Here is a 24,729-nt window from a genome sequence, read left to right on the forward strand (position 1 = left end):
AAAACGGCGCGCCATGCGCACCGTCTTTCGTACCGCTGTCGAGGGTCAGGCCTGGGTAGCAGGCTCTTCTTTGTGAGCGTTGTGCAGCACTTCGATCAGGCAATCTTCCAACTCGAATCGCTCGTGCAGCAACGCGCCCAACTCTTTGAATTTTTCAGCAACACAGTTTCCGGCATCACACAGGTCGGTAAATGCCAGCAGCTTCTCGGTGATGACATCGATGCGCGGGTAAATGGTCTCAGCCAGGTCCAGGCCACGCTGATCATCGAAGGCTTCAGCCTCCTTGGTCAGTTGATCGAAGACACCAAAATGGCCAGCCGACAAGTAGTCCACCAATACCGCGCAGAAGTCCTGCAACGGCTCACGGTTCTCAGCCAGTGCCTCGGGCTTGGCGCCCAGCGCATCAAAGGACAGAACCAGTTCGTGACGCGCCTTCAGCCAATTGTCGATCAGCTTGTGCACCCCACCCCAGCGTTCCTGAGCATTCTGACAACTTTCCAGCATGATGATCTCTCTTCCCTATAGGGGCGCTGCCGCCTGGTGCCCGCGCAACACTTCAAGGATAAAGCGGCGCCGGACAAGGCCACATCTGACAAACGGTTTCAATAACACGTGCGGGCCAGATTATGCCCGCATGACTATGGCTTCAAGGTACGCAGGACAGAAAGTTCATACAAGTGTTTAATCCCGCTCTCCAAACTGCGACGGGCTTTCAGCGCCTCGCCGGGCGCGAACACTGGCTCAAAAACAGCCGTGAGAACTGCATGATGCCCAGGATCAACATCCCGATGAAGAACAGCAGGCTCCACTCGGGAAGGCTCAAATCAAACAGCGTCCAGTTGGTTTCCACGCAGTCGACAGTGCCTTTGAACGTCAACTGCAGGGCCTGCCAAAACGATAGGTTTTCGATCATGTAGTGCAGGCTGGGCCAGCAATCGGCAGCCTCATCCGGCGCGGCATTTTGCAGCAGCACCTGGCGCACGGCGGTAAGGGCGCCGAGCAAGGCACAGCCCATGCTTGCCAGCCCATACAGGCAGATAACGGAACGCTTGGGGTTATGGAGGGCGGCGACCAGGTTGATCAATGTGAAAGCGGCCAGGAACCCCCTTTGCATCTGGCATAGGAAACACGGACGCAACGAGACACCGAACTCGAGGTAAAAGGACGCACCCAACGTCAGCGTACCCGCCAGGAACGCGAGGAAAAACAAGGAGCGTGAAGGGGCCAAAGACATGCTTTATCCGCATCGCGAAAGATAGGTCGCTACGGTAGAGGAAAGCCCTGACCGCTTTCAATACATGCCAGAGCAGACGATTCCGCGAGAAGGTAAGGACTTTCCGTCAGAAGATGGAAGACCTTGGGCAATCGAGCGTCGGACTTTGCCGCCGAACGCTTGCCCCCCAGTCTTTTCGAGCTAACGAAAGGTTGGCTGTCAGATACGTCTGAGCCAACCCTTGCCAACTGTCCTACTTCAAACCCGAGCCGGGACAGGTAGCGGAGACGCCAGTAAACGGTTATCCAGCAGTCCAAGTCCCTCTTGAAACAGCTGGTTACTACGCTCGGTGTCACCCAGTTGGGCCAACAAGCGGGCGAGCTCGGCACAGGCCTCGGGATTACGCTGCACTTGAAGGCTGCTCTCCAGATAATCCCGCGCCTTGCCCCACAGGCTGTTTTGCAGGCACAGGCGGCCCAACGTCAGCAGCAGGCTGGCATCACCCGGGTGGTCCTTGAGCCAGCCCTCGGCAAACTTCAACTGCCGAGCTGGATCACTGCCACGCAGCAAGCCGTATAGTCGGATCAGGTGGCTGTCGTAGACACGCTTGATGGCGCCACGCAGCGCTTCCTCGGCCTTGGCATCGGCGCCCAATTGGCGCAGTTGCTCGGCGTAAGCCAGAACCAGTTGCGGCTCTTGGCGCTGGGCTGAAGTGAGTTGCTGCCAGGCCCGCTCAAGGGACTGCAAACCGGCTTCGCCCTGCTCTTCTCGCTGGGCAGCCAGGCTCAGGTTCTCACCCCAGGCACGGCGTTCAAGCTCAGCCAATTCGCTGGCAGGCAGGACTTTATCCTTGCGCAGCTCCGGCAACAGGCGGATCACCGACGACCAATCGCCCCGCTGCTGATGCAGGCGCTGCAATTGACGCAAGACCTGGCCGTTATGCGGGTGACGCTCGTGCATCGCCTGCAAGGTGGTGAGTGCACCGTCGGTATCGCCGCGGTCCAGTTGCAGTTGCGCATGGCTCAAGGCAACTGCCAGCTCGGCCTGGGGCTGACGCTCCAGCGCTCTCTCCAGCAAGCCGTCGGACTCTTCATAACGACCCTGCTCATTCGCAGCGCGCGCGGCGCCGAGGTAGTACAGCAATGGCTGGCGCTCGGCTTCGGCGGCGCGATGCAGGTGGCGCTCGGCACTGGCCCAGCGGCCCTCGGCGAGGTCCATCTGGCCTTGCTCGATGGCGATCTGCACGCGGCGGCTGCGGTTACGCCGCGACCACGGGTTGACCACGCCACCGGAGGTGGTGACCAGGCTCAAGAGCACACGGATCAGGTAGATCACCAAACCAATGGCAAACACCGCCACCACCGTCGCCCACAAGCTCGACTCGTAGTGCAGCACATGAGGGTAAGTAATCAACACATAGCCGGTGTGTTTCGAAATGCCCACAGCCAGCGCCAGCGCGATTGCAATCGCCAGCACCAGGATCACATAGAAACGTTTCATCGGCTCTACTCCTGCTTCGCCGACGTAGCCGCCGGTGTGGCCGCTGCCTTGGCTTCGTCAGCAGACAGATGACGACGCTCAAGATACGCCTGCACAGCAGCCAGGCTCGCGGCCAGGTCCGGCGTCACCACCGACACCGTCTTGGGCTCAAGTTCGGCGATACGCGCGAGCATCGCCTTGCTCTGCGGGTTGTCCTGGTTAAAGTTATCCTGCAACACGCTACGCGCCTCGCCGAGGGAGCGGCTGTACACAGCCGACTCCCCGTTGAGCGCCGCCCATTGCGCCTGCTCCAGGGCCAGGCTCAACGCCAGGCGCACCTGGTTCAGGCCTTGGCCGGCCAGCAGTGGGCGAATGTTGTCATCCGGATTGAAGTCGATGCGGAAATAACGGGAAATCTGCTCCCACCATTGGCGCCAACGGCTGTCCGTATCCGTGGTCGGACGCCCGTCGGAAGCAGGCTCGGTCAGTTGATATTCCGGCGCAATCGCCGCCAGCTGCACGACCTGGTCACGCAAGGCCGCCAATTGCAGGTACAGCCCAGTGCGATCCGGCTGCTCGGTGCTGCGCAGCGCTGCAAGGCTCTTGGCCAACTGCTCACGGGCGGCGTAGGAACCTGGATCGCTTTGCTCGCGAAGAATCTCGTCGGCGCCCTGCACCAGCGCCTGGGCGCTATTGATATCTTGCAAGGCAGACAGACGCAGGCTCGCCAGGCGAATCAAGTGTTCAGCCTCGGCCAAACGCCAGTCCTTGCGGCTGGATCCCAACACGGTCTCAAGGCGCTGGCTCAGGCGCTGCTGATCGCCCTGCAACTGGGCCACCAGACGACGGCGCTCCTCCAGCTCATCCGCACCCGGCAACTGCGCCAGCCGCGCGGCCAGTTGTTGCTGGCTCTGCTTGAGAGACTGGGATTGGTCATCGAGGGTCTGCACTTGGCCCAGCTGTTGCTGGCTGCTGGCTTGCAGGGCGCGGACCTGCCAGATCCCCCAACCGCCGGCGGCAACACCGGCGGCGCCGAGCAGCAAGGCGACGACTGCCAGGCCATTGCCACGGCGCGGCGCGGTGACCGGTGACTCAACCGGCGCACCAAGTGCGGGTTGGGCTTCATCTTTAGGCAAGGCTGTTTCGCTCACGTATCCGTCCTTTGCGTTTCAGAGAGTGACTACGGCATGCCTCATAGGGCAACGCTGCGTAACGCCACTAACAAAGCCGCGGCACTCGCACCGCGGCAATCCACAACTTTTTCTGCGCCAGCGCCCCGCGCCATCTCGAAGACTCGCGGGCTCGGCACGAACAACGGCAGCTGTGCCACCTGTGGCCAATCGGCTCCGGCCAAGGCGTGCAGGTGCAAAAAACCCTGCCCACTGCTGACCACCAGGCCGTTCAAGCGTTCCAACTGGATGCGTTGCATCAGTACCCCGGCGTCGTAGGCCGGAAGGAAACGGCGATACAATTCCAGATAGTCGACACTAGCACCACTCGCACGCAAACGCTCCGCCAGCAGCTCGCGACCGCCCTCGCCCCGCAGGATTAACACGCGTGCATCCGGGCGAGCGATAGCCTCGCGCAACGCAGGCAATTGAAGCAAGGCCTCGCTGTCATCGCCAGTAGGGGGATAGTGAACGTTGAGGCCGTGTTCGGCCAGTACCTGCGCAGTGGCTGCGCCGACGCTGAACCACGGCAGTCGCGGCCATGCTCGATCCAGCTGTCGCACGGCCAAGCGCGCGGCGGGCTTACTGACGACAATCACCGCACAATAGCGGCCCAGGTCGCGCAAGACTGCCAGCTGTTCAGGTGTAACGGGAAGCGGCTCGATGTCCAACAACGGTAGGCTGCTGCTGAAAATGCCGGCGCCGGCCAACGTCCCCGCCAGGGCCAACGACTCCTCGGCAGGCCGCGTCAGCAGCACACGCCATTCGGTCACTGCGGACCGGCCTCGCCGTAGATTTTTTGCAGGATGGCACCGGCGCCTTTGTCCAACAGCTCTTCGGCCACCTGGATGCCCAGTGCCGTCGCGTCACGCTGCGGGCCGCGCACCTCGGCCGTCAGCAAGGTGCCACCTTCCGGGTCCCCTACCAGGCCGCGCAACCACAGGTTTTCACCTTCGAGCACGGCGTAGCAGGCGATTGGCACCTGGCAGCCACCGTTGAGGTGCTTGTTCAGGGCACGCTCGGCCGTGACGCGCACTTCGGTGTCGTGGTGATCCAGGGGTTTGAGCAGGGCGTGGATTTCACTGTCGGCGGTACGACACTCGATGCCAACGGCGCCTTGCCCACCTGCGGGCAGGCTGTCCTCGACGCTGATGGCCGAGGTGATACGGTCTTCGAAACCCAGGCGGATCAGGCCCGCCGCTGCGAGGATGATCGCGTCATATTCGCCGGCGTCCAGCTTCGCCAGGCGGGTGTTGACGTTGCCACGCAGAAAGCGGATCTGCAGGTCCGGGCGGCGGGTCAGCAGCTGTGCCTGGCGGCGCAGGCTCGAAGTGCCGACGATGCTGCCCAGGGGCAATGCTTCCAGGGACGCGTAAGTGTTGGAAACGAAAGCATCGCGCGGGTCTTCGCGTTCGCAGATGCAAAACAGACCCAGGCCTTCAGGGAAGTCCATGGGCACGTCTTTCATCGAATGCACGGCGATGTCGGCTTCGTTCTCCAGCAGCGCTGTTTCCAGTTCCTTGACGAACAAACCCTTGCCGCCGATCTTCGACAGAGGCGAGTCGAGCAGCTTATCGCCACGACTGACCATAGGCACCAGGGACACCTTGAGGCCAGGGTGGGCCAGCTCCAGGCGTGCTTTGACGTATTCGGCCTGCCACAAGGCCAGGGCGCTTTTACGGGTGGCGATGCGGATTTCGCGAGAGGACATGGATCAATCCGTACTGAAAAGATATGACGGATAATAACAGCTCAGGGAAATACGCTTTGATTTGAATCAGCAAGTGCGGGGCCTCCCTGGCCACGACGCACCGGGATAAGGAATGCAGGCCTCGCCACAGACGCTAGGCTAAAGCTGCTGCATCATCTTGCGCACGCCGGCAACATGCCTTCGGCTGACGATCAACGCATCGCCGTTAAGGCCTTTCAGGAATAGCTGAAAATGACCCAGGGGCGTGCGTTGCAGGCGTTCAATTCGCTCGCGGGCCACCAGCGCGTTGCGGTGGATACGCACGAAGCGGTCGCCGAACTCATCCTCAAGCGCCTTGAGCGGCTCATCAAGCAACACTTCGCCGCCTTGGTGGCGCAAGGTCACATACTTGTGATCGGCAATAAAATAGACCACCTCGCCCAGAGGGATCAGTTCAATGCCTTTGCGTGTACGGGCACTGATATGGCTGCGTGGCCCATTACCACTTTGAGCGGCTGGCTGAGTGAGCGCGGCGAGCTGTATGCGGGTTGGGCGCTCGGCCTTTTTCAGGGCCTTGAGCAATGCTTCGCCCGCCACCGGTTTGATGAGAAAGCTGACTCCGCTGTCTTCCAGCGTCTGCGCAGAAAACTCTTCGCCCGTTGCACAGAACACTACGGCCGGTGGGGACTCTCGCTCGCTCAGTCGGGCGGCAACTTGCAGGCCGTCAAGGCCCGGCATACGGATATCGAGCAACACCACGTCAGGCTTGAGGCTGTCGATCAGCGTCAACGCCTCTTCGCCCGTGGTGGCGCTCGGCTCTAATACTGCATAACCCTCGAGTTCACTGACCAGACGGCTCAGTCGCTCGCGGGCTTGGGGTTCGTCATCAACGATCAGGACATTCATATTGCGCTGGATTCCTGCGTGAGTCTCGCACAAGGATAGCGTAGACAGGTGCGGTGACTTGCGTCACAGCGATCCACGCTAAGACTAGCGCGAGCGGCAAAAAGTGCCCTGAGAGTGGCACCCATATTTACCCGGACCTGTTCAATAGCGCCCAAGACCTGCTGCCTTCGGGCATCGTCGTAGGGTTTGCTGATACACAATCGAATACCCCCCTTTCTAATGGATAGTCTGGGCTATGACCGCATCACCCGACTTTGGTGCATTCACACACTATCAGTCCAACTGTAGACGCTCGCTGAGACGACATTGCTGAATCGACAAATATCGTTTCAATAAGCCCCTGTACCCAGTCTCGTCCCGGACGCGGTCGGCGGCAAGGCACTTAGCCATCGTTTGCATAAATAAAAATGCCGACGACCCGCAGCCCCGCCTCCACGGGCAACCCTGTTATCATCGCCGGCACAACTCCATGCCTCTTTATTAAGCAGATCACGAGCGAATCCATGAGCACCGACAAGACCAACCAGTCCTGGGGCGGCCGCTTCAGTGAACCCGTCGACGCCTTCGTCGCCCGCTTCACCGCCTCCGTCACCTTCGACCAGCGCCTGTACCGCCACGACATCATGGGCTCCATCGCCCACGCGACGATGCTGGCCAAGGTCGGCGTGCTGACCGACGCCGAGCGCGACAGCATCATCGACGGCCTGACCACCATTCGTGGTGAGATCGAAGCTGGCACGTTCGACTGGCGCGTCGACTTGGAAGACGTGCACATGAATATCGAGGCGCGCCTCACCGACCGCATCGGTGTGACCGGTAAGAAGCTGCATACCGGGCGCAGCCGTAACGACCAGGTGGCCACCGATATTCGCCTGTGGCTGCGTGATGAAATCGACCTGATCCTGTCCGAAATCACCCGCCTGCAGAAAGGTTTGCTGGAACAGGCCGAGCGCGAATCAGACACCATCATGCCGGGCTTCACTCACCTGCAGACCGCCCAGCCTGTGACCTTTGGCCACCACCTGCTGGCCTGGTTCGAAATGCTCAGCCGCGACTACGAGCGCCTGGTGGATTGCCGCAAGCGCGCCAACCGCATGCCCTTGGGCAGCGCCGCGCTGGCTGGCACCACCTACCCGATCGACCGCGAATACACCGCGCAGCTGCTGGGCTTCGATGCCGTCGGTGGCAACTCGTTGGATGGTGTGTCAGACCGTGACTTCGCCATTGAATTCTGCGCCGCGGCCAGCATCGCGATGATGCACCTGTCGCGCTTCTCGGAAGAGCTGGTGCTGTGGACCAGCGCGCAGTTCCAGTTCATCGACCTGCCGGACCGCTTCTGCACCGGCAGCTCGATCATGCCGCAAAAGAAAAACCCCGACGTGCCAGAACTGGTACGTGGCAAAAGCGGCCGTGTATTCGGCGCGCTGATGGGCCTGCTGACCCTGATGAAAGGCCAACCCCTGGCCTACAACAAGGACAACCAGGAAGACAAAGAACCGCTGTTCGACGCCGCCGACACCCTGCGTGACTCGCTGCGCGCGTTTGCCGACATGATCCCGGCGATCAAGCCCAAGCACGCGATCATGCGTGAAGCGGCACTGCGCGGGTTCTCCACCGCGACCGACCTGGCGGACTACCTGGTGCGCCGTGGCCTGCCGTTCCGCGACTGCCACGAAATCGTCGGCCACGCCGTGAAATATGGCGTGGACACCGGCAAGGACCTGGCGGAAATGAGCCTGGAAGAACTGCGCACGTTCAGCGACCAGATCGAACAGGATGTGTTTGCCGTGCTGACCCTGGAAGGCTCGGTGAATGCCCGTAATCACATCGGCGGTACTGCGCCGGCGCAGGTGAAGGCAGCTGTCGTGCGCGGCCAGGCCCTCCTCGCCAGCCGATAAAAGCATCGCAGGCAAGCCAGCTCCCACAGGAAATCGCATTCCAAGGTGGGAGCCGGGCTTGCCCGCGATAGCGTCCTGCCAGACGCCAAAGGTCTATTTTTTGGCAGCGATCATCGCCATAAACGCCGGCATTGCGGCCTCCCTGTCCGCTGCCACTTTCTGAGCGTTGGGCATGGCATGCAACCTTTCCAGCAACGCCTTGGCCGCCGGCATCTCTGCCAGCAAATCCATTCCAAACAGCTTCTCGCCCACCGCACAGGCGAGGTTCACGCTGTACATGAAATACAAATCCGCAATCGTGAAACGCTCCCCTGCCACAAACGGCGCGAACTTGCCGTGCCTGCCCAGCGCACTCAAGCCCAACAGCAATTCGGCCTTGGACTTCTCCTTGATCGCCTCCGGCACCGGCATACCAAAAAACGCCTCGGCAAAACACGCCCGCGCGGGCAGTTCGATGTACAACTCGATTTCCCGGCATAGCGCCAGCACCTGTGCACGCTGGAACGGCTCGGCCGGCAGCAGTGCAGGCCCTTCCTTGGGTGTGCTCGATGTATTCGAGAATCACACTGGTCTCGTTGATAAAACCCTGTTTAACGCCCAGCACCGGCACTTTGCCACGTGGGCTGACTGCCAGGGCTTCGGGGGTTTGTCCGGCATAAAAAGGCACCTCTTCGAAAGCTAGCTCTTTCTCTAACAGCGCCAGCTTGACCATGTTGTAGTAGTTGCTGACCGAGAATCCGTAGAGTTTGAGCATTGCGGTTGCCTCCGAGCCGGGAATGGGGTTGGCTGCATGCGTTATAGCTCCCCGTGCCGGGCCTTGCCAGCAGCATCACCGGCTTGAATGGGGGTAGACTGGCGCCCTTTCCCAGAGGAGCCTGCCATGAGCGAGCCGACCGATATCGACAACGACGAAGAAGAATTCACTGAAACCACCCTGATCGAAGCAATCGAAAACCAGATCGAGAGCGAAAACCCACCCGCCGCCAAGGCAACTTTCAACAAGCTGACCCTGGTGGGTTATGAGCGTGAAGAAATCCTGCAACTGATGGCCCACGTGCTCGCTGTCGAGATAGATGCGCTACTGGAAGAGGACCGTGCTTTCAATACCGAATGGTATGAAACTGCACTGCGTGCACTGCCGGAATTGCCGCCCGAAAAGCAATAAATCCAACACGCAGCAACACACTGGACAGTTCGGCAAAGTGCGTTCACCTTATGGCCTGCTAGCCTCTAATAAATTCTTAGAAAGTCTGGAGTCCTTATGTCGTTTACCCCTGAGTTGGTTGCCGAACTGGAAATCCTTGTACTCTTCAGCCTGGATAGCACCCAGGAAGGTCTGAAAGTCCATCAGACCGCTGCCCCTACTGCCATCGCCGCTGCCAAGCGCCTGTTCGAGAAAGGACTGATCGATCAGAAAGACGGGGGCTACCTGACCCCACTTGGCCGGGATGCCGCAGAACAAGCCAAAACCCTGCTGACCATCCTGACCACCGTCACCGCCAAAGAAGCCGCCTGATACCTGATACGCCCATGGAGTCCGCCACTTGCGGATTCCGCGGGTGTTGCTGCGCAAGTGCGAAAATTCTGACGTCAAAAACCATTTCCCGCTAAACCTCCTACGCTACTGGCTGTAAACTCCTACATGGCCGCCCACGTCGGGCTCTGCGAGCCACCGACTTCGACATGACCCGCACCCATGAAATCCGCCCCGACCTGGACGAAGGCATCGACCGCAAGGTGCTGGCCCAACTGCGCGCGCGGTTCATGGCCCTCAACGAAGGCCGCATGGCGCGCGCCATCGAGGGACTGACCCCACGCCAGCAAAGCGTGTTGACCCTATTGCCGCTGTTTTTCCACGTCAACCATCCACTGCTGCCGGGCTATGTGTCGGGCAGTACGCCGGCCGGATTATCCAACTTTGAGCCCGACACCCAAGCCCTGACAGAAGCCCAGCGCCTCACCCGTTCGTTCTCCTACAAACCACGTCACGGCAACCCGCCACGTCCGATTCACGGACTGTTTTTGATGGGCAGCCTCGGCACCCTGGCCCAGGCCGACCAGAGCGATATGGACGTGTGGGTCTGCCACGCGGCGGACCTCAGCGAAAATGAACTGGCTGAACTGCGCAAGAAATGCCAACTGTTGGAAGCCTGGGCGCTGACCATGGGCGCAGAGGCCCACTTTTTCCTGATCGAGCCGACACGCTTTGTGCTCGGCGAGCGCGACACCCAGCTCAGCTCGGAAGACTGCGGCACCACCCAGCATTACCTGCTGCTGGACGAGTTCTACCGCACCGCCATCTGGCTGGCCGGGCGTACGCCAATCTGGTGGCTGGTGCCGGTGTATGAAGAACCCCGCTACGCCGAGTTCACCCACACGCTGATTTCCAAGCGCTTTATCCGCGCCGATGAAACCCTCGATCTTGGCCATCTGGCACGGATTCCCCCAGGTGAATTCATCGGTGCCGGGCTGTGGCAATTGTTCAAAGGCATCGAGTCACCCTACAAATCGGTGCTCAAACTGCTGCTGATCGAGGTCTACGCCAGCGAACACCCTAACGTGCAGTGCCTGAGCCTGCGCTTCAAGCGGGCGGTGTTCGCCAACCAGATGGACCTGGACGAGCTGGACCCGTACATCGTGGTGTACCGCCGCATCGAGGAATACCTCAAGGCCCGAAACGAGCCCGAGCGCCTGGAACTGGTGCGGCGTGCGCTGTACCTGAAGGTCAACTGCAAGCTCACCGCCGGTCAACGTAGCACCAGTTGGCAGCGCTTGCTGCTCGAACGCCTGGCACATGAGTGGGACTGGGACCAACGCCAACTGGCGCTGCTGGACAGCCGCAGCCAGTGGAAAGTGCGCCAAGTCGCCTCCGAGCGTCGCGCCTTGGTCAACGAACTGAATTACAGCTACCGCTTCCTGACCCAGTTCGCCCGCACCGAGCAGACCGTCAGCCTGATCAACAAGCGTGACCTCAATGTGCTGGGCAGGCGCCTGTACGCCGCCTTTGAACGCAAGGCCGGCAAAGTCGAGTTCATAAACCCCGGCATCGCCCCGGACTTGGCCGAAGACACCTTGACCCTGGTGCAATCGCCCAACCGCAAGGAGCCCGGTCAGCACCACTGGGGTTTGTACAACGGCAACCTCACTGCACTGGAATGGGAACACTTCGCGCCGATCAAGCGCAGCCGTGACCTGTTGGAGATGCTCACCTGGTGCCACCGCAACGGCGTGATCGACAGCAGCACCCGCCTGGCCTTGCACCCCGGCACCAGCGACATGACTGAGTTCGAGTTGTTCAACCTGCTGGGCAGCTTGCAACAGACCGTCGCCCTGCCCCTGGCCAGCGTTGATGAAGAGCGCCTGCTGCGTTCGGCGGTGCCCGAGGAAGTGTTGCTGCTGATCAACGTTGGCGTTGATCCGCTCAAGCACCACCGCGACCTGAATATCCTGATGACCACCGAGCGCACCGACTCCCTGAGTTATGCCGGCGTGCGCGACAACCTGGTGCTGACCCTGGACCAGGTCACGCTCAATAGCTGGAACGAAGTGATGGTCAGCCGCTACGACGGCCCCCACGCCCTGCTCGACTGCCTGCGCGACTACCTCAACCAGTTGCCGCCGGACCACCTGCCACGGCTACGAGTGCGCTGCTTCTGTCACAACCGTGCGCAGTTCATTGCCCAACGCGTGGAAGAAATCTTCGACACTGCGCAGCACCTGCTGCTGGGTCAGTCCAATCATCGCTACCTGCTGCAAGTGCAGCAGCACTATCACGTGATGGAGTTGATGCCAGGCCAAGCCACCCACGTTTCCCTGGCGACCCAGGAGGCGCTGATCGCCTACCTCAGCGAAGAACTTGCCAGCTACAGCCCGCTGCACCTGGATGCCATGGCCTTGGAAGAGCACGACCTGGCGCTGCTGCTGCCGATGGGCATGCCCGATTGCGTGCAGGTGTTCTATCGGGTCAGCGAAGGCTCTGCCGAATTGTATGTGCTGGATGAGTTCAACGCACTCTGGCAACAACGTCTGCCGTTTCATGATGAGCAGAGCTTGCTGGCGCCGTTGCAGCGCTTTTTGCAGTCGATTATTTATCGACGGGATGCGTTGTCGCCATTGGACCAGCAAGAACCGCTGGGGGCCGTGCAAGTCATGTATTACCAGCTATTGCCCTCCGGCAGCGGTCGCGCACGGAGCATCGAGCCTCGACCAGCACCGGTGAATCTGGCAAACAAACCGTTTTATGACGTGCAGGCAATTATCGGCAAGGCCGCGCCGGGCCAGGTGGGCATCACCCTGTATTGCAATCAGCGGGAGTTTTCCGAACTGGAGTTTGGCGACCAGCTGTTTGCAGTGGTCGCCCAGCAAATCGTCGGGCAACGCCAGGAAACAGAGCGTTACCGCTGTTACATCACCGATCTGGACCTGTCCGGCCTGCTCGGTGATGTACAAAGCCCGAGCAACCTTTACTTGCGTTACAAGGCCGAACTGGAGCTGTCGCTCAATGAGGCGCTGAGCCAGATTTAGAGCGACTCTGTTTTAAAGAGAGAAAGGGCCGCCGTCTTTGGGCTGACCTTCCACACTGAGCAATTCCAGCTTGAGGGTCTTGCCGCCGGGGGCCGGCCAGTCGATATGCTGGCCCACTTGCAGGCCGAGCAACGCACTGCCCATCGGCGCCAGGATCGAAATCTTGCCTTCGTCGGCGTTGGCGTCCTTGGGATAAACCAAGGTCAGGTGATAGTCCTTGCCGCTGCCTTGCTCGCGGCAATGCACGCTGGAGTTCATGGTCACGACACTTGCAGGCACTTCATCGTGGCCAACCACGTCTTCGGCGCGGTCGAGTTCGTGTTGCAACGCTTCGACACCGGGAAACTCGTCGCCCAAGCGGTCGATCAGTTGCTCCAGACGCTGCACGTCAAGACGGGTGAGGATGATGGACGGTGCGGTGGTCATGATTCAGGCAGACTCCTTTTTTCTGCACAAAAAAGCAAAACCCCGCCAGGAAAAGGCGGGGTTCTCACGGGCCTCGATGAGTTGAGGCGTACCCGGACACTACCACAGCGTCACAAATAAACAAGACGGCCTCAGGCGTGGGCCCGGCGCTGCTCAGCCTCGGCACAGATCACTCGGCGCCGCGCGTCGTCGGCAGAGCGCCATTCGCGGATATCTTCCACGTGTCGGAAGCAACCGAGGCAGACTTTCTGCTCGTCCAGGCGACACAAACTGATACAAGGTGACGGCACCGCCGGGCTGACATTGCTGAACAGCGGTTTCGGCGGGCGTACGGGGGCTGGCTGGCTCACTATCAGATCTCGTCGAAATCCAGGTCGGCACCGGCTTGTTCCAAGACCAGGCGCGCGAGCATTTCGCTGAGCAGCTCATCGCTGCTATCGCACTGCCAGTTATTGTCTTCTTCGTTGAAGTCGAAGTGAAAGCCACCGGAACGCGCGGCCAGCCAAAGCTGGCGCAGCGGCTCCTGGCGACTGAAGATCAACTGGGAGCCATTCTCAAACTTGACGGTCAGCACGCCGGCCGAGTTTTCCAGGTCCACGTCCAGGCCGCTGTCGTCGAAAATATCTTCCAACTTCTCCTGGGTCGAATCCACTAGGTCGTGAAAACGGGCTTCGGTCAAACTCATTGTGGCAACCTCAAAAGTGTCTGGTTTTGCTCAAGCGCCGCACGATACGGGCGAGCCCCGCCGATTGCAAAGGATACCGATTTCAACACGATTGACGGCGTGAAATATCCTCAAACAGCGTAGTGCGCTTCCCGACTATCTCGGCAAACCCCCGCCAGACGGGTATTCCGGCGCATAGGCAAGCTGGCGGGTGGTCGGTATACTCGGGCGCAATTAATGCATATTCAAGGATTTCGCCATGAAGCGCCTGATCTCTTCCCTTGCTGCGCTCGTCGCGGTCGCTTGCCTCGTTAGTGCCTGTGGTCAAAAAGGCCCGCTGTACCTGCCCGATGACAGCAAAGACCCGAATGAACAGGCGCAATCGTCGCAGAAACCAGCCAAAGCGCATAAGCACGACACCTACTAAGGGAACCCCATGGACGCTTTTAACTACCGGGACGGCGAGCTGTTCGCGGAAGGCGTGGCGTTGTCCGCGATTGCCGAGCGCTTTGGTACCCCGACCTATGTGTACTCCCGTGCGCATATCGAAGCCCAGTACCGCTCTTTCACCGACCCACTGAACGGCGTGCCGCACCTGGTGTGCTACGCGGTCAAGGCCAACTCCAACCTGGGTGTACTGAATGTCCTGGCGCGCCTGGGCGCTGGTTTCGACATCGTGTCCCGTGGCGAGCTGGAACGCGTACTGGCTGCCGGTGGCAAGGCTGACAAGATCGTCTTCTCCGGCGTCGGCAAGAGCCGCGAAGACATGCGCCGCGCCCTCGAAGTCGGTGTGCATTGCTTCAACGTCGAATCCACCGACGAGCTGGAGCGCCTGCAAGTCGTGGCCGCCGAGATGGGCGTTCGCGCGCCGATCTCCCTGCGCGTCAACCCGGACGTTGACGCCGGCACCCACCCGTACATTTCCACCGGTCTCAAAGAGAACAAGTTCGGCATCGCCATTGCCGACGCCGAAGACGTATACATCCGCGCCGCGCAGTTGCCGAACCTGGAAGTATTGGGCGTCGACTGCCATATCGGCTCGCAACTGACCAGCCTGCCTCCATTCCTCGATGCGCTCGACCGCCTGCTGGCGCTGACCGACCGCCTCGGCGAGTGCGGCATCTACCTGCAACACATCGACCTGGGGGGTGGTGTGGGCGTGCAGTATCGCGACGAGGAGCCGCCGCTGATCGCCGATTACATCCAGGCTGTGCGCGAGCGCACTGAAGGCCGCGGCCTGACCCTGATGTTCGAGCCGGGCCGTTATATCGTCGCCAACGCAGGCGTGCTGCTGACCCAGGTCGAGTACCTCAAGCACACCGAGTACAAGGACTTCGCCATCGTCGATGCGGCGATGAACGACCTGATCCGCCCGGCGCTGTACCAGGCCTGGATGAATGTCACCGCCGTGACGCCTCGCGCAAGCGAGGCCCGCGCCTATGACATTGTCGGCCCGATCTGCGAAACCGGCGACTTCCTGGCCAAGGATCGTCAGCTTGCGCTGGAGGAAGGCGATCTGCTGGCCGTGCATTCGGCCGGTGCCTACGGGTTTGTCATGAGTTCCAACTACAACACCCGCGGGCGTGCCGCCGAGGTGCTGGTGGACGGTGAACAAGCGATTGAAGTGCGTCGCCGCGAGACGGTAGCCGAGTTGTATGCTGGCGAAAGCCTGCTGCCGGAGTAAGCCATGCTGCTGCGTTTTACCAAGATGCACGGGCTGGGCAATGATTTCATGGTCCTCGACCTGGTCAGCCAGCACGCGCACATCCTGCCCAAACACGCTAAACAGTGGGGCGACCGTCATACCGGCATTGGTTTCGACCAATTGCTGCTGGTGGAAGCACCGACCAACCCGGAGGTGGATTTCCGTTACCGGATCTTCAACTCCGACGGTTCCGAAGTGGAACAGTGCGGCAATGGTGCGCGCTGCTTCGCGCGCTTTGTGCTGGACAAGCGCCTGACCGCCAAGCGGCAGATCCGCGTTGAGACCAAGAGCGGCGTGATCGAGCTGGACATCCGCAGCGACGGCCAGATCAGCGTCAACATGGGCGCGCCACGCCTGGTGCCAGCGGACATTCCGTTCCAGGCCACTGAACAAGCCTCCAGCTATGCCGTTGAGGTCGACGGTAAGATCGTCGACCTGGCCGCCGTGTCCATGGGCAACCCCCATGCCGTCCTGCGGGTCAACGACATCAACAATGCGCCCGTGCATGAATTGGGGCCGAAGATCGAACACCACCCGCGCTTTCCGGCACGGGTCAATGTGGGCTTCCTGCAGGTGATCGACCGTTCCCGCGCGCAATTGCGTGTGTGGGAACGCGGCGCCGGCGAAACCCAGGCCTGCGGCACCGGTGCTTGCGCCGCTGCCGTGGCCGCGATTAGCCAGGGGTGGATGGATTCGCCGCTGTTGATCGACCTGCCCGGTGGACGGTTGTCCATCGAGTGGGCAGGCCCTGGCCACCCGGTGATGATGACCGGGCCGGCCTCGCGCGTATACGAAGGACAGGTCCGTCTATGAGTGAGCCAAGCCAATGACCGATAAGCCTCAAGTACCCGCACACGCTACCCCGAGCGACAGCCTGGAGGCCGCTGCCGTCGCGGCGTACCTTGAGGCGAATCCGGACTTCTTTGTCGAACACGAAGAACTGCTGCCGGCCCTGCGCATCCCCCACCAGCGCGGCGACACCGTGTCGCTGGTGGAGCGGCAGATGAAGATCCTGCGCGAGCGCAATATCGAAATGCGCCATAAGCTTTCGCACCTGATGGACGTCGCCCGCGACAACGACCGCCTGTTCGACAAGACTCGCCGTCTTATTCTTACGCTGATGGACGCCACCAGCCTGGAAGAAACGGTGATCGCCGTGGAAGACAGCCTTCGCCAGGACTTCCAGGTGCCCTTTGTCAGCCTGATCCTGTTCAGCGACAACCCGATGCCGGTAGGTCGTTGGGTCAGCGGCAGCGAAGCACAAACGGCGATTGGCGGCCTGCTCTCCGAAGGCAAGACGATCAGCGGCACCTTGCGCGAGCATGAGCTGGACTTCCTGTTTGGCGCCGAACAGCGCCAGCAGATCGGCTCCACCGCCGTGGTCGCCCTCAGCCATCAAGGCTTGCACGGCGTGCTGGCGATCGCCAGTCGCGACCCTCAGCACTACAAGAGCTCAGTAGGCACGCTGTTTTTGACCTACATCGCGGAAGTGCTGGGCCGCGTCTTGCCGCGCTTCACCACCGCCCTGCGCGCGGTGCGCTAGCGATGGAACGGCAACTGGACGCTTACTGCGCTCACCTGCGCAACGAGCGCCAGGTGTCGCCCCATACCTTGGAAGCCTACCGACGGGACTTGAACAAGGTCTTGGCGTACTGCGAAAAACAACAGATCAGCAGCTGGAAGGCCTTGGATATCCAGAGCCTGCGCAGCCTGGTCGCGCGCCTGCACCAGGCGGGCCAATCTTCGCGCAGCCTGTCGCGCCTGCTCTCGGCGGTCCGCGGGCTTTATCATTATCTGAACCGTGAAGGCCTGTGCGACCACGACCCGGCCAATGGCCTGTCGCCGCCCAAGGGCGAGCGGCGCCTGCCCAAGACCCTGGACACCGACCGCGCCCTGCAACTGCTCGAGGGTGCCGTCGAGGATGACTTCCTGGCCCATCGCGACCAGGCGATCCTTGAGCTGTTCTATTCATCAGGCTTGCGTCTCTCGGAGCTGACCGGCCTGAACCTGGATCAACTCGACCTCGCGGACGGCCTGGTGCAAGTGCTCGGCAAGGGCAGTAAGACCCGAGTGCTGCCCGTAGGCCGCAAAGCGCGGGAGGCCTTGCAGTTGTGGCTACCGCTACGTCTATTGACCAACCCGGCAGACGACGCGGTGTTTGTCAGCCAGCAAGGCCGCCGCCTGGGGCCACGGGCGATTCAAGTGCGGGTCAAGGCGGCGGGTGAGCGCGAATTGGGGCAAAACCTGCACCCACACATGCTGCGACACTCCTTTGCCAGCCATATGCTGGAATCGTCTCAAGACTTGCGCGCAGTTCAAGAGCTGCTCGGCCACTCTGACATCAAGACCACGCAGATCTACACCCATCTGGATTTCCAACACTTGGCAACCGTGTACGACAGCGCCCATCCAAGGGCCAAACGCATCAAGGGCGGCGACTCATGAGTATCAAGCTGATCACCTTCGACCTGGACGACACACTCTGGGACAACGTACCCGTCATCATCAGCGCCGAAGCGTCGATGCGTGAATGGCTGGTCACCCACGCGTCCAAGGTCGGCGACCTGCCTCTGGAGCATTTCGCCACTCTGCGCCAACAGGTGCTGGAGCGTCATCCTGAGCTGAAACACCGTATCAGCCTGCTGCGCCACCGGGTGTTGATGCATGCATTTGAAGAGGCCGGTTATCCACAGCCTCAGGCCAGGGAGATGGCGGACGTGTGTTTCGAAGCATTCATCCATGCGCGGCACCAGATCACCCCATTCCCCGAAGCCGAGCCGATGCTGCAAGCGCTACGCCAGCACTTTCTGCTGGGGGTGATCACCAACGGCAACGCCGATGTGCAGCGGGTGGGCCTGGCGGATTATTTCCACTTTGCGCTGCGTGCCGAAGACATAGGCATCGCCAAGCCGGATGCGCGATTGTTTCAGGAAGCGTTGCAGCGCGGTGGCGTGGACGCCAGCGCAGCGGTGCATATTGGCGATCATCCAGGGGATGACATTGCCGGGGCACAGCAGGCGGGGCTTCGGGCGGTGTGGTTCAATCCGGCGGGCAAGGCTTGGGAGGGGGAAAAACGCCCGGATGCGCAGATTCGAAGCCTGACGGAGTTGCCAGCATTGCTGGGTAGCTGGAACTAACACCGAACCCAATGTGGAGCTGGCTTGCCTGCTCCCACAGAGTATTACGGCAGACCGCGAATTTTGTTCCACCCATGAAAAACCCGCAGCGACGGCGGGCTTTTCACGCAAGCATGCAATTGACCTTAGATAGGCCGGCTGCCGTACTTGTTATCAGGCTTCTTCGGCGGGTCTGCCACCACGTTAGCCTCGACTTCGACCACTTTGCCGCCTTTAGCGAGGAATTCTTCCATCGCACGGGCCAGGGCGTCGCGCTCTTTGTTCTTGGCTTCAACGCTTGGCAATTCATCTACCGACACAGCTGCCTTGGCTTTGCCTTTGACTGCTTTGACAGGTGCGTCATCGCCAGCGTCATCACCTTCGTCAGCAACGTCTTCGACCGCCGCTTCAAGACCTTCCTCGGTCTCGTCGTCGTCACCTACTTCGAGTTCGTCGTTTTCCAGATCATCGTCGCTCATGTTCTACCTCATGACTTGCGAAAAGCAGATTAGTTATAGCCCAGCTTCACCCTCTGTCGACGGCTGCCGGAAAAAAATCAACATCCACCGGATAACCAGTGGCTTACGCCCCATCACCGTGCAAGGTGGCGAGGACTTTACGAGCACCGCCATGATCACGGTGCTCGCCCAGATAAACACCTTGCCAGGTCCCTATCGCCAAGCGGCCGGCCTGCACCGGCAAACTCAGCTGGCAGCCCAGGAGACTGGCCTTGAAATGCGCCGGCAGGTCATCCGGACCTTCGTCGTTGTGTTCGAACCCTGCACGCCCTTGCGGCACCAGCGAGTTGAAAAAACGTTCGAAGTCACGGCGAACCGCCGGGTCGGCATTCTCGTTGATGGTCAACGAGGCCGAGGTGTGCTGCAGCCACAAATGCAACAAGCCCACGCGACAGGCCTTCAATTCAGGCAAGCCGGCCAGCAACTCATCGGTCACCAGGTGAAAGCCCCGGGGCTTGGCCCGCAGGGTAATCAAGGTCTGTTGCCACATACAGTTCTCCGCCCATCGGCGCGCATTCTAGCGCGCTCTGGGAAAAAACAAAGTGCCGAATACGCCTACATGCCTGTAAGACATTGGCACGCTGAAAAGCGCCGTGTGCATCCCATCACAAACGCTGCTTAAAAACCGGTACAGCTTGGTATGACTGACAAACGCCAGGCAAAAAAATGCCCGGCAAGCCGGGCATCTTTTTTTCGCGTAATTACAAGTTGTAACCGCGCTCGTTGTGTTGCGCCAGGTCGAGGCCGACAGCCTCTTCCTCTTCGGTGACACGCAGGCCCATGACCATGTCCAGCACCTTGAGGATGATGTAGGTCACGATAGCCGTGTAGATCACGGTGAAACCTACGCCTTTGCACTGGATCCAGACCTGTGCAGCCACGTCAGTCACAGTGCCGAAGCCGCCCAGTGCCGGGGCTGCAAACACACCGGTGAGGATCGCACCGACGATACCGCCGATACCGTGCACGCCGAACGCGTCCAGGGAGTCGTCGTAGCCCAGCTTGCGCTTAAGGCTGGTGGCGCAGAAGAAGCAGATCACACCGGCGACCAGACCGATCACCAGGGCGCCCATCGGGCCGACGGTGCCGGCAGCCGGGGTCACTGCAACCAAGCCAGCCACTACGCCCGAGGCGATACCCAGTGCGCTTGGCTTACCGTGAGTGATCCACTCAGCGAACATCCAGCCCAGCGCCGCAGCAGCGGTAGCGATCTGGGTAACCAGCATCGCCATGCCGGCGGTGCCGTTGGCGGCAGCAGCGGAACCGGCGTTGAAGCCGAACCAGCCCACCCACAGCATGGCCGCGCCGATCAGGGTGTAACCCAGGTTGTGCGGTGCCATTGGGGTGGTCGGGAAGCCTTTGCGCTTGCCGAGCACGATGCACGCTACCAGGCCAGCCACACCGGCGTTGATGTGCACCACGGTGCCGCCAGCGAAGTCCAGCACGCCCCAGTCCCACAACAGGCCACCGTTACCGCTCCAGACCATGTGCGCGATTGGCGCATAGACCAGGGTGAACCAGATAGCCATGAAGATCAGCATCGCGGAGAACTTCATGCGCTCGGCGAAGGCACCGACGATCAGCGCCGGGGTGATGATGGCGAAGGTCATCTGGAAGGTGATGAACACCGCTTCAGGGAACAGTGCCGCAGGCCCGGTGATGCTGGCCGGGGTAACGCCCGCCAGGAACGCCTTGCCCATGCCGCCGAAGAAGGAGTTGAAGTTGACGACGCCCTGCTCCATCCCAGTCGTATCAAACGCGATGCTGTAGCCGTAGACGACCCACAGGATGCTGATCAGGCCGGTGATGGCAAAGCACTGCATCATCACGGAAAGAATGTTTTTGGAGCGCACCATGCCGCCGTAGAACAGCGCCAGGCCTGGAATGGTCATGAACAGCACCAGCGCGGTGGACGTGAGCATCCACGCGGTGTCGCCGGAATTGAGGACTGGAGCCGCCACTTCGTCTGCCGCCATGGCCAGGCTTGGCATTACGATGGACAACAGGGCTCCGAGCCCTGCGAATTTACGCAGAGTCATATTGTTTTCTCCTGGGGCGTTGGGGTTTGGCGGCTTAGATTGCGTCGGTATCGGTTTCGCCGGTACGGATGCGAATAGCCTGTTCCAGATTGACCACGAAGATCTTGCCGTCACCGATCTTGCCGGTGTTGGCGGCCTTGGTTATCGCCTCGATAACCCGGTCAAGATCCTTGTCGTCAATGGCGACATCAATCTTCACCTTTGGCAGGAAATCGACCACGTATTCCGCGCCGCGATACAGCTCGGTGTGACCCTTCTGCCGACCGAAGCCTTTGACCTCAGTAACGGTAATGCCCTGCACGCCGATCTCGGACAACGACTCGCGTACATCGTCCAACTTGAACGGCTTGATGATGGCAGTGACTAGCTTCATGAAAACTCTCTCCCGAATTGGTGGACTTGCCCCAGGAAAACAAACCCGTCTCAAGTCTAAGCGCAGTGCCTGGCTTTGTAACGCGTCGTCGCCTCGGCATTTGCCTCTGCGACGCCAGCAAACCACTGGTGACGAAACCTGTACCCCTGATCCGTCGGCGCACTGCATTCGTCACAGCGACTGCATCAGTGCATGGGTCATGATCGTCTAAGCAGAAACCTTGCCAGCTCCGTAAAAATCACTGAAATCAGTCCTTTGCCCACTTATGCCCACCTGCAGGACCTAATGGCGGCGGCAATGCGCACAAAAACAGTGCGCCAGCGCCCAACCCTCTGCGCGAAAAGCGTGCGTGCGCCGCCATGAAAAAGACTATAGACGCTGCGTGATACACTGCCGGCCAACAGTTTTCCGGAATATTTCCCATGCTCGCGCCCAAAGACCTCCTCGACGCCCTGAGCGGCCACGCCTCTCGCTTGTTCAACGGTGATACCCCGTTGCCTCGCAATGAGATCGAAAGCCAATTCAAGGCATTACTGCAAAGCGGCTTCAGCAAACTTGATCTGGTCAGCCGGGAAGAGTTCGATAGCCAGATGGTGGTGCTTGCCCGCACGCGTGCGCGATTGGAGACCCTGGAGGCTAAAGTCGCGGAGTTGGAAGCACGGTTGACGCCAGCGGGCGATTAACCGGCATCAAATCCTCCATGTGGGGCTTGCCCGCCCTTGACCGGCGCCTGCTGAAAATACAATTCAGCTTTTTGCTGGTGGTGCTGGGTGGACGCTGCAACCAGCTGGCTGTAGCGTGGTGGGCCTTGCAGGAAACCGGTTCCGCCCTCGCCTTCGCCAACATGATCGCCTGTTCAATCGCGGCGGAAGTGCTCGCCCGGCCACTGCTGGGATGGCTGGGTGACAAGTACAACAAGATTCTGATCCTCAAGCTGGCCTCCCTGACAAGCGTGCTGACCGCGTTGCTGATGGTTGTGCTATCCGCTACGCAGTTGTTCAACCCGTGGAGCGTCGGCGCCCTGATGCTGGTCGGCAGTGCCGTCGCCGGCGTGCGCGACCCGCTGCAATCGTCGATTATTCCGTTGTTCGCAGGCGCCGATCAGGTCTCACTCGCCGTTCGCACCAAAAGCATGCTGTCGTCCATTGCCAACTTGCTTGGCCCCGTCATTGCCAGCGCGCTGATTTTCGGTTTTGGAACCACGCTGACTTTTACCGTCGACTGTTTTGCGATGCTGGGAGCGGCACTGTTGGTTGCAACGGTCCCAAGCCAGCTCGGCGCCAGTGCTCCGGATGAACAAGCGCCAACCTCCAACGGCTTCAGAATGATTTATTCGGGATTCAAGGCGGTCTATGGCGTGAAAGTCGAGTTCTACCTCGCCCTCGTGGCGATGCTCGTCAATTTTGCCCTCTTTCCGTTCTTTACCATCCTGCTGCCGTTGTATGTGAAGACGGTTATCCAGTACCCGGTGACCTACCTCGGCCTGCTGGATGCGTGTTTCGGCCTGGGCATTTTGGCGGGCAGCTACAAGATCGTCGGCTGGCTGGGCGAGCGTGTGCCCCGTGACCTCTGTGTCGCTGCGGGGTTTGCACTGTTGGGGGGCAATATGTGGGTGGCCGGTACGCTCTCGTCGACGTTCGTGGTACCGCTGGCGTTTTTCTGCGGCGGGGTCGGGCTGATGCTGATCAACATTCCGACCTCTGCCGTCAGGTTGCTGGCGACACCCAAGCAGCATCGCAATCGGATCTTTGCCACCGTGTCCTTCCTCTCCGCAGCCGCCAGCCCGCTGGGCAGTTTTGCCATGAACGGCCTGATCGCTCACCTCGGTGTCGCACTGACCATCACGTCACTGGGTGCGATGGTGCTGGGGTTATCGCTGCTGGTGTTCCTGATTCCCGATTTCCGCACCTTCATGCGCTCCCCCGACACACAACTCAGCGATGCTTATCTGGATAAATATCCCGACGCCTTTGCGCGTTGATACGTCCTGTAAAAGTCTGATCCCTTACCCCCGCCACCCCTCGTCTACCCTTGAAAAACCGCAGGAAGCGGCCTCCCATTCAAGGAACGAGCATGTCCCTCGCGATCGTCCACAGCCGCGCCCAGATCGGCGTCGAAGCCCCCGCCGTCACCGTTGAAGTGCATATGGCCAATGGTTTGCCGTCCCTGACGCTGGTGGGCCTGCCGGAAACGGCGGTCAAGGAAAGCAAGGACCGCGTGCGCAGCGCCATCCTCAACTCCGCCCTGCAATACCCGGCCCGGCGCATCACCCTCAACCTCGCGCCCGCCGACCTGCCCAAGGACGGCGGGCGCTTTGATCTGGCGATTGCCCTGGGCATCCTGGCGGCCAGTGTGCAGGTGCCGGCGTTGATGCTGGATGATGTGGAATGCCTGGGCGAGTTGGCGCTGTCCGGTGAAGTCCGGGCCGTGAAAGGCGTGTTGCCGGCGGCGCTCGCGGCGCGCAAGGCCGGGCGTACCGTGATAGTGCCCAGGGCGAATGCCGAAGAGGCGTGCCTGGCGTCGGGGTTGAAAGTGATCGCAGTGGATCACTTGCTTCAGGTGGTTGCGCACCTGAATGGGCACCAGCCGATTGAGCCGTACAAGTCCGACGGATTGCTGTATTTGAATAAGCCTTACCCGGACCTGAGTGAAGTACAGGGCCAGTTGGCGGCCAAGCGGGCGTTACTGATAGCGGCGGCGGGGGCGCATAACCTGCTGTTCAGCGGTCCGCCTGGTACCGGTAAAACGTTGCTCGCCAGTCGCCTTCCAGGGTTGCTGCCGCCCTTGAGTGAGCAGGAAGCCTTGGAGGTGGCAGCGATTCAATCCGTGGTCAGCCTGGCCCCGCTGAGTCATTGGCCGCATCGGCCATTTCGCCAGCCCCATCACTCGGCTTCAGGCCCGGCGTTGGTGGGCGGCGGGTGTAGGATTTGGAAATTAATGCGACGTTTTGGAAATTAATGCGACGAATTTTCGTGGGTTTGTCGCGGGTGAATTCGGCAGCTCCCGTTT

26 protein-coding genes and 2 pseudogenes are annotated in these 24,729 nt (G+C 60.6%); 13 read left to right on the forward strand and 15 right to left on the reverse strand.

Annotated features, from left to right (window positions below; all coding sequences use genetic code 11):
- Positions 1-45: 45 nt before the first annotated feature.
- The 7 genes from AB4O35_RS04880 to AB4O35_RS04910 all read right to left on the reverse strand — a co-directional run bounded on the left by AB4O35_RS04880 (position 46) and on the right by AB4O35_RS04910 (position 6,457).
- Positions 46-504: an Rsd/AlgQ family anti-sigma factor gene (locus AB4O35_RS04880; RefSeq protein WP_065875437.1), complete on the reverse strand. Its 459-nt coding sequence runs from the start codon at positions 502-504 to the stop codon at positions 46-48.
- Positions 505-712: 208 nt separating this feature from the next.
- Positions 713-1,234, reverse strand: a complete 522-nt coding sequence (locus AB4O35_RS04885) for a disulfide bond formation protein B (protein ID WP_065875438.1) — start codon at positions 1,232-1,234, stop codon at positions 713-715.
- Between the two features lie 237 nt (positions 1,235-1,471).
- Complete coding sequence (locus AB4O35_RS04890; RefSeq protein WP_065880240.1) at positions 1,472-2,713, reverse strand: heme biosynthesis protein HemY; 1,242 nt, start codon at positions 2,711-2,713, stop codon at positions 1,472-1,474.
- 5 nt (positions 2,714-2,718) lie between these two features.
- On the reverse strand, positions 2,719-3,843 hold the full coding sequence (locus AB4O35_RS04895) for a uroporphyrinogen-III C-methyltransferase (RefSeq protein ID WP_065880241.1): 1,125 nt from the start codon (positions 3,841-3,843) through the stop codon (positions 2,719-2,721).
- Between the two features lie 41 nt (positions 3,844-3,884).
- Positions 3,885-4,634: a uroporphyrinogen-III synthase gene (locus AB4O35_RS04900; protein WP_065875441.1), complete on the reverse strand. Its 750-nt coding sequence runs from the start codon at positions 4,632-4,634 to the stop codon at positions 3,885-3,887.
- A complete protein-coding gene (gene hemC / locus AB4O35_RS04905; RefSeq protein ID WP_065875442.1) occupies positions 4,631-5,572 on the reverse strand; it encodes a hydroxymethylbilane synthase in 942 nt (313 codons plus the stop codon). Before hemC ends, AB4O35_RS04900 begins: the two co-directional genes overlap by 4 nt.
- Before the next feature lie 138 nt (positions 5,573-5,710).
- Positions 5,711-6,457, reverse strand: coding sequence for a LytR/AlgR family response regulator transcription factor (locus AB4O35_RS04910; protein ID WP_065875443.1), 747 nt, complete (start codon positions 6,455-6,457; stop codon positions 5,711-5,713).
- 503 nt (positions 6,458-6,960) lie between these two features.
- Here AB4O35_RS04910 and argH point away from each other — a divergent pair.
- A complete protein-coding gene (gene argH / locus AB4O35_RS04915) occupies positions 6,961-8,355 on the forward strand; it encodes an argininosuccinate lyase (protein ID WP_065875444.1) in 1,395 nt (464 codons plus the stop codon).
- A 93-nt stretch (positions 8,356-8,448) separates the two neighbouring features.
- Here the strand turns inward: argH and AB4O35_RS04920 are convergent.
- A pseudogene (locus AB4O35_RS04920) lies at positions 8,449-9,109 on the reverse strand (glutathione S-transferase family protein).
- Positions 9,110-9,235: 126 nt separating this feature from the next.
- Between AB4O35_RS04920 and AB4O35_RS04925 the strand changes: the two are divergent.
- The 3 genes from AB4O35_RS04925 (at position 9,236) to AB4O35_RS04935 (ending at position 12,879) form a co-directional block, all read left to right on the forward strand.
- The gene (locus AB4O35_RS04925) at positions 9,236-9,520 is read left to right on the forward strand and encodes a hypothetical protein (RefSeq protein WP_065875446.1); all 285 of its coding nucleotides are present in this window, start codon (positions 9,236-9,238) and stop codon (positions 9,518-9,520) included.
- Between the two features lie 96 nt (positions 9,521-9,616).
- Entirely contained in the window at positions 9,617-9,871 is a 255-nt protein-coding gene (locus tag AB4O35_RS04930; RefSeq protein WP_049710966.1) for a TIGR02647 family protein, read from the forward strand.
- Positions 9,872-10,038: 167 nt separating this feature from the next.
- Positions 10,039-12,879, forward strand: coding sequence for a class I adenylate cyclase (locus tag AB4O35_RS04935; protein ID WP_065875447.1), 2,841 nt, complete (start codon positions 10,039-10,041; stop codon positions 12,877-12,879).
- Positions 12,880-12,891: 12 nt separating this feature from the next.
- Here AB4O35_RS04935 and rnk read toward each other — a convergent pair whose 3' ends face one another.
- From rnk to cyaY, 3 genes are all read right to left on the reverse strand, one after another.
- Positions 12,892-13,305, reverse strand: coding sequence for a nucleoside diphosphate kinase regulator (rnk, locus tag AB4O35_RS04940; protein WP_065875448.1), 414 nt, complete (start codon positions 13,303-13,305; stop codon positions 12,892-12,894).
- 131 nt (positions 13,306-13,436) lie between these two features.
- The gene (locus tag AB4O35_RS04945; RefSeq protein WP_082224400.1) at positions 13,437-13,655 is read right to left on the reverse strand and encodes a DUF1289 domain-containing protein; all 219 of its coding nucleotides are present in this window, start codon (positions 13,653-13,655) and stop codon (positions 13,437-13,439) included.
- 2 nt (positions 13,656-13,657) lie between these two features.
- Positions 13,658-13,990, reverse strand: a complete 333-nt coding sequence (cyaY, locus tag AB4O35_RS04950) for an iron donor protein CyaY (protein ID WP_065875449.1) — start codon at positions 13,988-13,990, stop codon at positions 13,658-13,660.
- A gap of 238 nt (positions 13,991-14,228) precedes the next feature.
- Here cyaY and lptM point away from each other — a divergent pair, with 238 nt between their 5' ends.
- Genes lptM through AB4O35_RS04980 form a run of 6 tightly spaced genes read left to right on the forward strand, consistent with a single transcriptional unit; the run spans position 14,229 to position 18,811 of the window.
- Complete coding sequence (gene lptM, locus AB4O35_RS04955) at positions 14,229-14,396, forward strand: LPS translocon maturation chaperone LptM (protein ID WP_017845169.1); 168 nt, start codon at positions 14,229-14,231, stop codon at positions 14,394-14,396.
- Positions 14,397-14,405: 9 nt separating this feature from the next.
- Positions 14,406-15,653: a diaminopimelate decarboxylase gene (gene lysA / locus AB4O35_RS04960; RefSeq protein ID WP_065880245.1), complete on the forward strand. Its 1,248-nt coding sequence runs from the start codon at positions 14,406-14,408 to the stop codon at positions 15,651-15,653.
- 3 nt (positions 15,654-15,656) lie between these two features.
- Positions 15,657-16,487, forward strand: a complete 831-nt coding sequence (gene dapF, locus AB4O35_RS04965; protein ID WP_065875451.1) for a diaminopimelate epimerase — start codon at positions 15,657-15,659, stop codon at positions 16,485-16,487.
- A 13-nt stretch (positions 16,488-16,500) separates the two neighbouring features.
- Positions 16,501-17,217 (forward strand): DUF484 family protein, encoded by a 717-nt coding sequence (locus AB4O35_RS04970; protein WP_049710960.1) that lies wholly within the window; start codon positions 16,501-16,503, stop codon positions 17,215-17,217.
- 2 nt (positions 17,218-17,219) lie between these two features.
- Positions 17,220-18,119 (forward strand): tyrosine recombinase XerC, encoded by a 900-nt coding sequence (gene xerC / locus AB4O35_RS04975; RefSeq protein ID WP_065875453.1) that lies wholly within the window; start codon positions 17,220-17,222, stop codon positions 18,117-18,119.
- A complete protein-coding gene (locus AB4O35_RS04980) occupies positions 18,116-18,811 on the forward strand; it encodes an HAD family hydrolase (RefSeq protein WP_065875454.1) in 696 nt (231 codons plus the stop codon). The genes xerC and AB4O35_RS04980 overlap by 4 nt, the downstream gene beginning before the upstream one ends.
- Before the next feature lie 125 nt (positions 18,812-18,936).
- On the opposite strand, the gene sutA is transcribed toward AB4O35_RS04980, so the two are convergent.
- The 4 genes from sutA to glnK all read right to left on the reverse strand — a co-directional run bounded on the left by sutA (position 18,937) and on the right by glnK (position 21,720).
- Entirely contained in the window at positions 18,937-19,269 is a 333-nt protein-coding gene (gene sutA / locus AB4O35_RS04985; RefSeq protein ID WP_065880247.1) for a transcriptional regulator SutA, read from the reverse strand.
- 103 nt (positions 19,270-19,372) lie between these two features.
- Complete coding sequence (locus AB4O35_RS04990) at positions 19,373-19,798, reverse strand: secondary thiamine-phosphate synthase enzyme YjbQ (RefSeq protein ID WP_049710956.1); 426 nt, start codon at positions 19,796-19,798, stop codon at positions 19,373-19,375.
- A 211-nt stretch (positions 19,799-20,009) separates the two neighbouring features.
- Complete coding sequence (locus AB4O35_RS04995) at positions 20,010-21,347, reverse strand: ammonium transporter (RefSeq protein ID WP_049710955.1); 1,338 nt, start codon at positions 21,345-21,347, stop codon at positions 20,010-20,012.
- A gap of 34 nt (positions 21,348-21,381) precedes the next feature.
- Entirely contained in the window at positions 21,382-21,720 is a 339-nt protein-coding gene (gene glnK / locus AB4O35_RS05000) for a P-II family nitrogen regulator (RefSeq protein WP_002555808.1), read from the reverse strand.
- A gap of 422 nt (positions 21,721-22,142) precedes the next feature.
- Between glnK and AB4O35_RS05005 the strand changes: the two genes are divergently transcribed.
- The 3 genes and pseudogenes from AB4O35_RS05005 to AB4O35_RS05015 all read left to right on the forward strand — a co-directional run.
- A complete protein-coding gene (locus AB4O35_RS05005) occupies positions 22,143-22,403 on the forward strand; it encodes an accessory factor UbiK family protein (protein ID WP_065880248.1) in 261 nt (86 codons plus the stop codon).
- A gap of 17 nt (positions 22,404-22,420) precedes the next feature.
- Positions 22,421-23,701, forward strand: coding sequence for an MFS transporter (locus AB4O35_RS05010; RefSeq protein WP_065880249.1), 1,281 nt, complete (start codon positions 22,421-22,423; stop codon positions 23,699-23,701).
- 92 nt (positions 23,702-23,793) lie between these two features.
- Positions 23,794-24,645: pseudogene (locus AB4O35_RS05015) on the forward strand (YifB family Mg chelatase-like AAA ATPase); the annotation flags it as partial.
- Positions 24,646-24,729: the final 84 nt, after the last annotated feature.

Source organism: Pseudomonas sp. H1_A03 (assembly GCF_054685145.1).

What these genes read in the sequence shown, in the direction of transcription:
- AB4O35_RS04880 (WP_065875437.1), bottom strand. Translation starts at nt 504, where the DNA reads ATGCTGGAAAGTTGTCAGAATGCTCAGGAACGCTGGGGTGGGGTGCAC.
- AB4O35_RS04885 (WP_065875438.1), bottom strand. Translation starts at nt 1,234, where the DNA reads ATGTCTTTGGCCCCTTCACGCTCCTTGTTTTTCCTCGCGTTCCTGGCG.
- AB4O35_RS04890 (WP_065880240.1), bottom strand. Translation starts at nt 2,713, where the DNA reads ATGAAACGTTTCTATGTGATCCTGGTGCTGGCGATTGCAATCGCGCTG.
- hemC (WP_065875442.1), bottom strand. Translation starts at nt 5,572, where the DNA reads ATGTCCTCTCGCGAAATCCGCATCGCCACCCGTAAAAGCGCCCTGGCC.
- AB4O35_RS04910 (WP_065875443.1), bottom strand. Translation starts at nt 6,457, where the DNA reads ATGAATGTCCTGATCGTTGATGACGAACCCCAAGCCCGCGAGCGACTG.
- argH (WP_065875444.1), top strand. Translation starts at nt 6,961, where the DNA reads ATGAGCACCGACAAGACCAACCAGTCCTGGGGCGGCCGCTTCAGTGAA.
- AB4O35_RS04925 (WP_065875446.1), top strand. Translation starts at nt 9,236, where the DNA reads ATGAGCGAGCCGACCGATATCGACAACGACGAAGAAGAATTCACTGAA.
- AB4O35_RS04930 (WP_049710966.1), top strand. Translation starts at nt 9,617, where the DNA reads ATGTCGTTTACCCCTGAGTTGGTTGCCGAACTGGAAATCCTTGTACTC.
- AB4O35_RS04935 (WP_065875447.1), top strand. Translation starts at nt 10,039, where the DNA reads ATGACCCGCACCCATGAAATCCGCCCCGACCTGGACGAAGGCATCGAC.
- rnk (WP_065875448.1), bottom strand. Translation starts at nt 13,305, where the DNA reads ATGACCACCGCACCGTCCATCATCCTCACCCGTCTTGACGTGCAGCGT.
- cyaY (WP_065875449.1), bottom strand. Translation starts at nt 13,990, where the DNA reads ATGAGTTTGACCGAAGCCCGTTTTCACGACCTAGTGGATTCGACCCAG.
- lptM (WP_017845169.1), top strand. Translation starts at nt 14,229, where the DNA reads ATGAAGCGCCTGATCTCTTCCCTTGCTGCGCTCGTCGCGGTCGCTTGC.
- lysA (WP_065880245.1), top strand. Translation starts at nt 14,406, where the DNA reads ATGGACGCTTTTAACTACCGGGACGGCGAGCTGTTCGCGGAAGGCGTG.
- dapF (WP_065875451.1), top strand. Translation starts at nt 15,657, where the DNA reads ATGCTGCTGCGTTTTACCAAGATGCACGGGCTGGGCAATGATTTCATG.
- AB4O35_RS04970 (WP_049710960.1), top strand. Translation starts at nt 16,501, where the DNA reads ATGACCGATAAGCCTCAAGTACCCGCACACGCTACCCCGAGCGACAGC.
- xerC (WP_065875453.1), top strand. Translation starts at nt 17,220, where the DNA reads ATGGAACGGCAACTGGACGCTTACTGCGCTCACCTGCGCAACGAGCGC.
- AB4O35_RS04980 (WP_065875454.1), top strand. Translation starts at nt 18,116, where the DNA reads ATGAGTATCAAGCTGATCACCTTCGACCTGGACGACACACTCTGGGAC.
- sutA (WP_065880247.1), bottom strand. Translation starts at nt 19,269, where the DNA reads ATGAGCGACGATGATCTGGAAAACGACGAACTCGAAGTAGGTGACGAC.
- AB4O35_RS04990 (WP_049710956.1), bottom strand. Translation starts at nt 19,798, where the DNA reads ATGTGGCAACAGACCTTGATTACCCTGCGGGCCAAGCCCCGGGGCTTT.
- AB4O35_RS04995 (WP_049710955.1), bottom strand. Translation starts at nt 21,347, where the DNA reads ATGACTCTGCGTAAATTCGCAGGGCTCGGAGCCCTGTTGTCCATCGTA.
- glnK (WP_002555808.1), bottom strand. Translation starts at nt 21,720, where the DNA reads ATGAAGCTAGTCACTGCCATCATCAAGCCGTTCAAGTTGGACGATGTA.
- AB4O35_RS05005 (WP_065880248.1), top strand. Translation starts at nt 22,143, where the DNA reads ATGCTCGCGCCCAAAGACCTCCTCGACGCCCTGAGCGGCCACGCCTCT.
- AB4O35_RS05010 (WP_065880249.1), top strand. Translation starts at nt 22,421, where the DNA reads ATGTGGGGCTTGCCCGCCCTTGACCGGCGCCTGCTGAAAATACAATTC.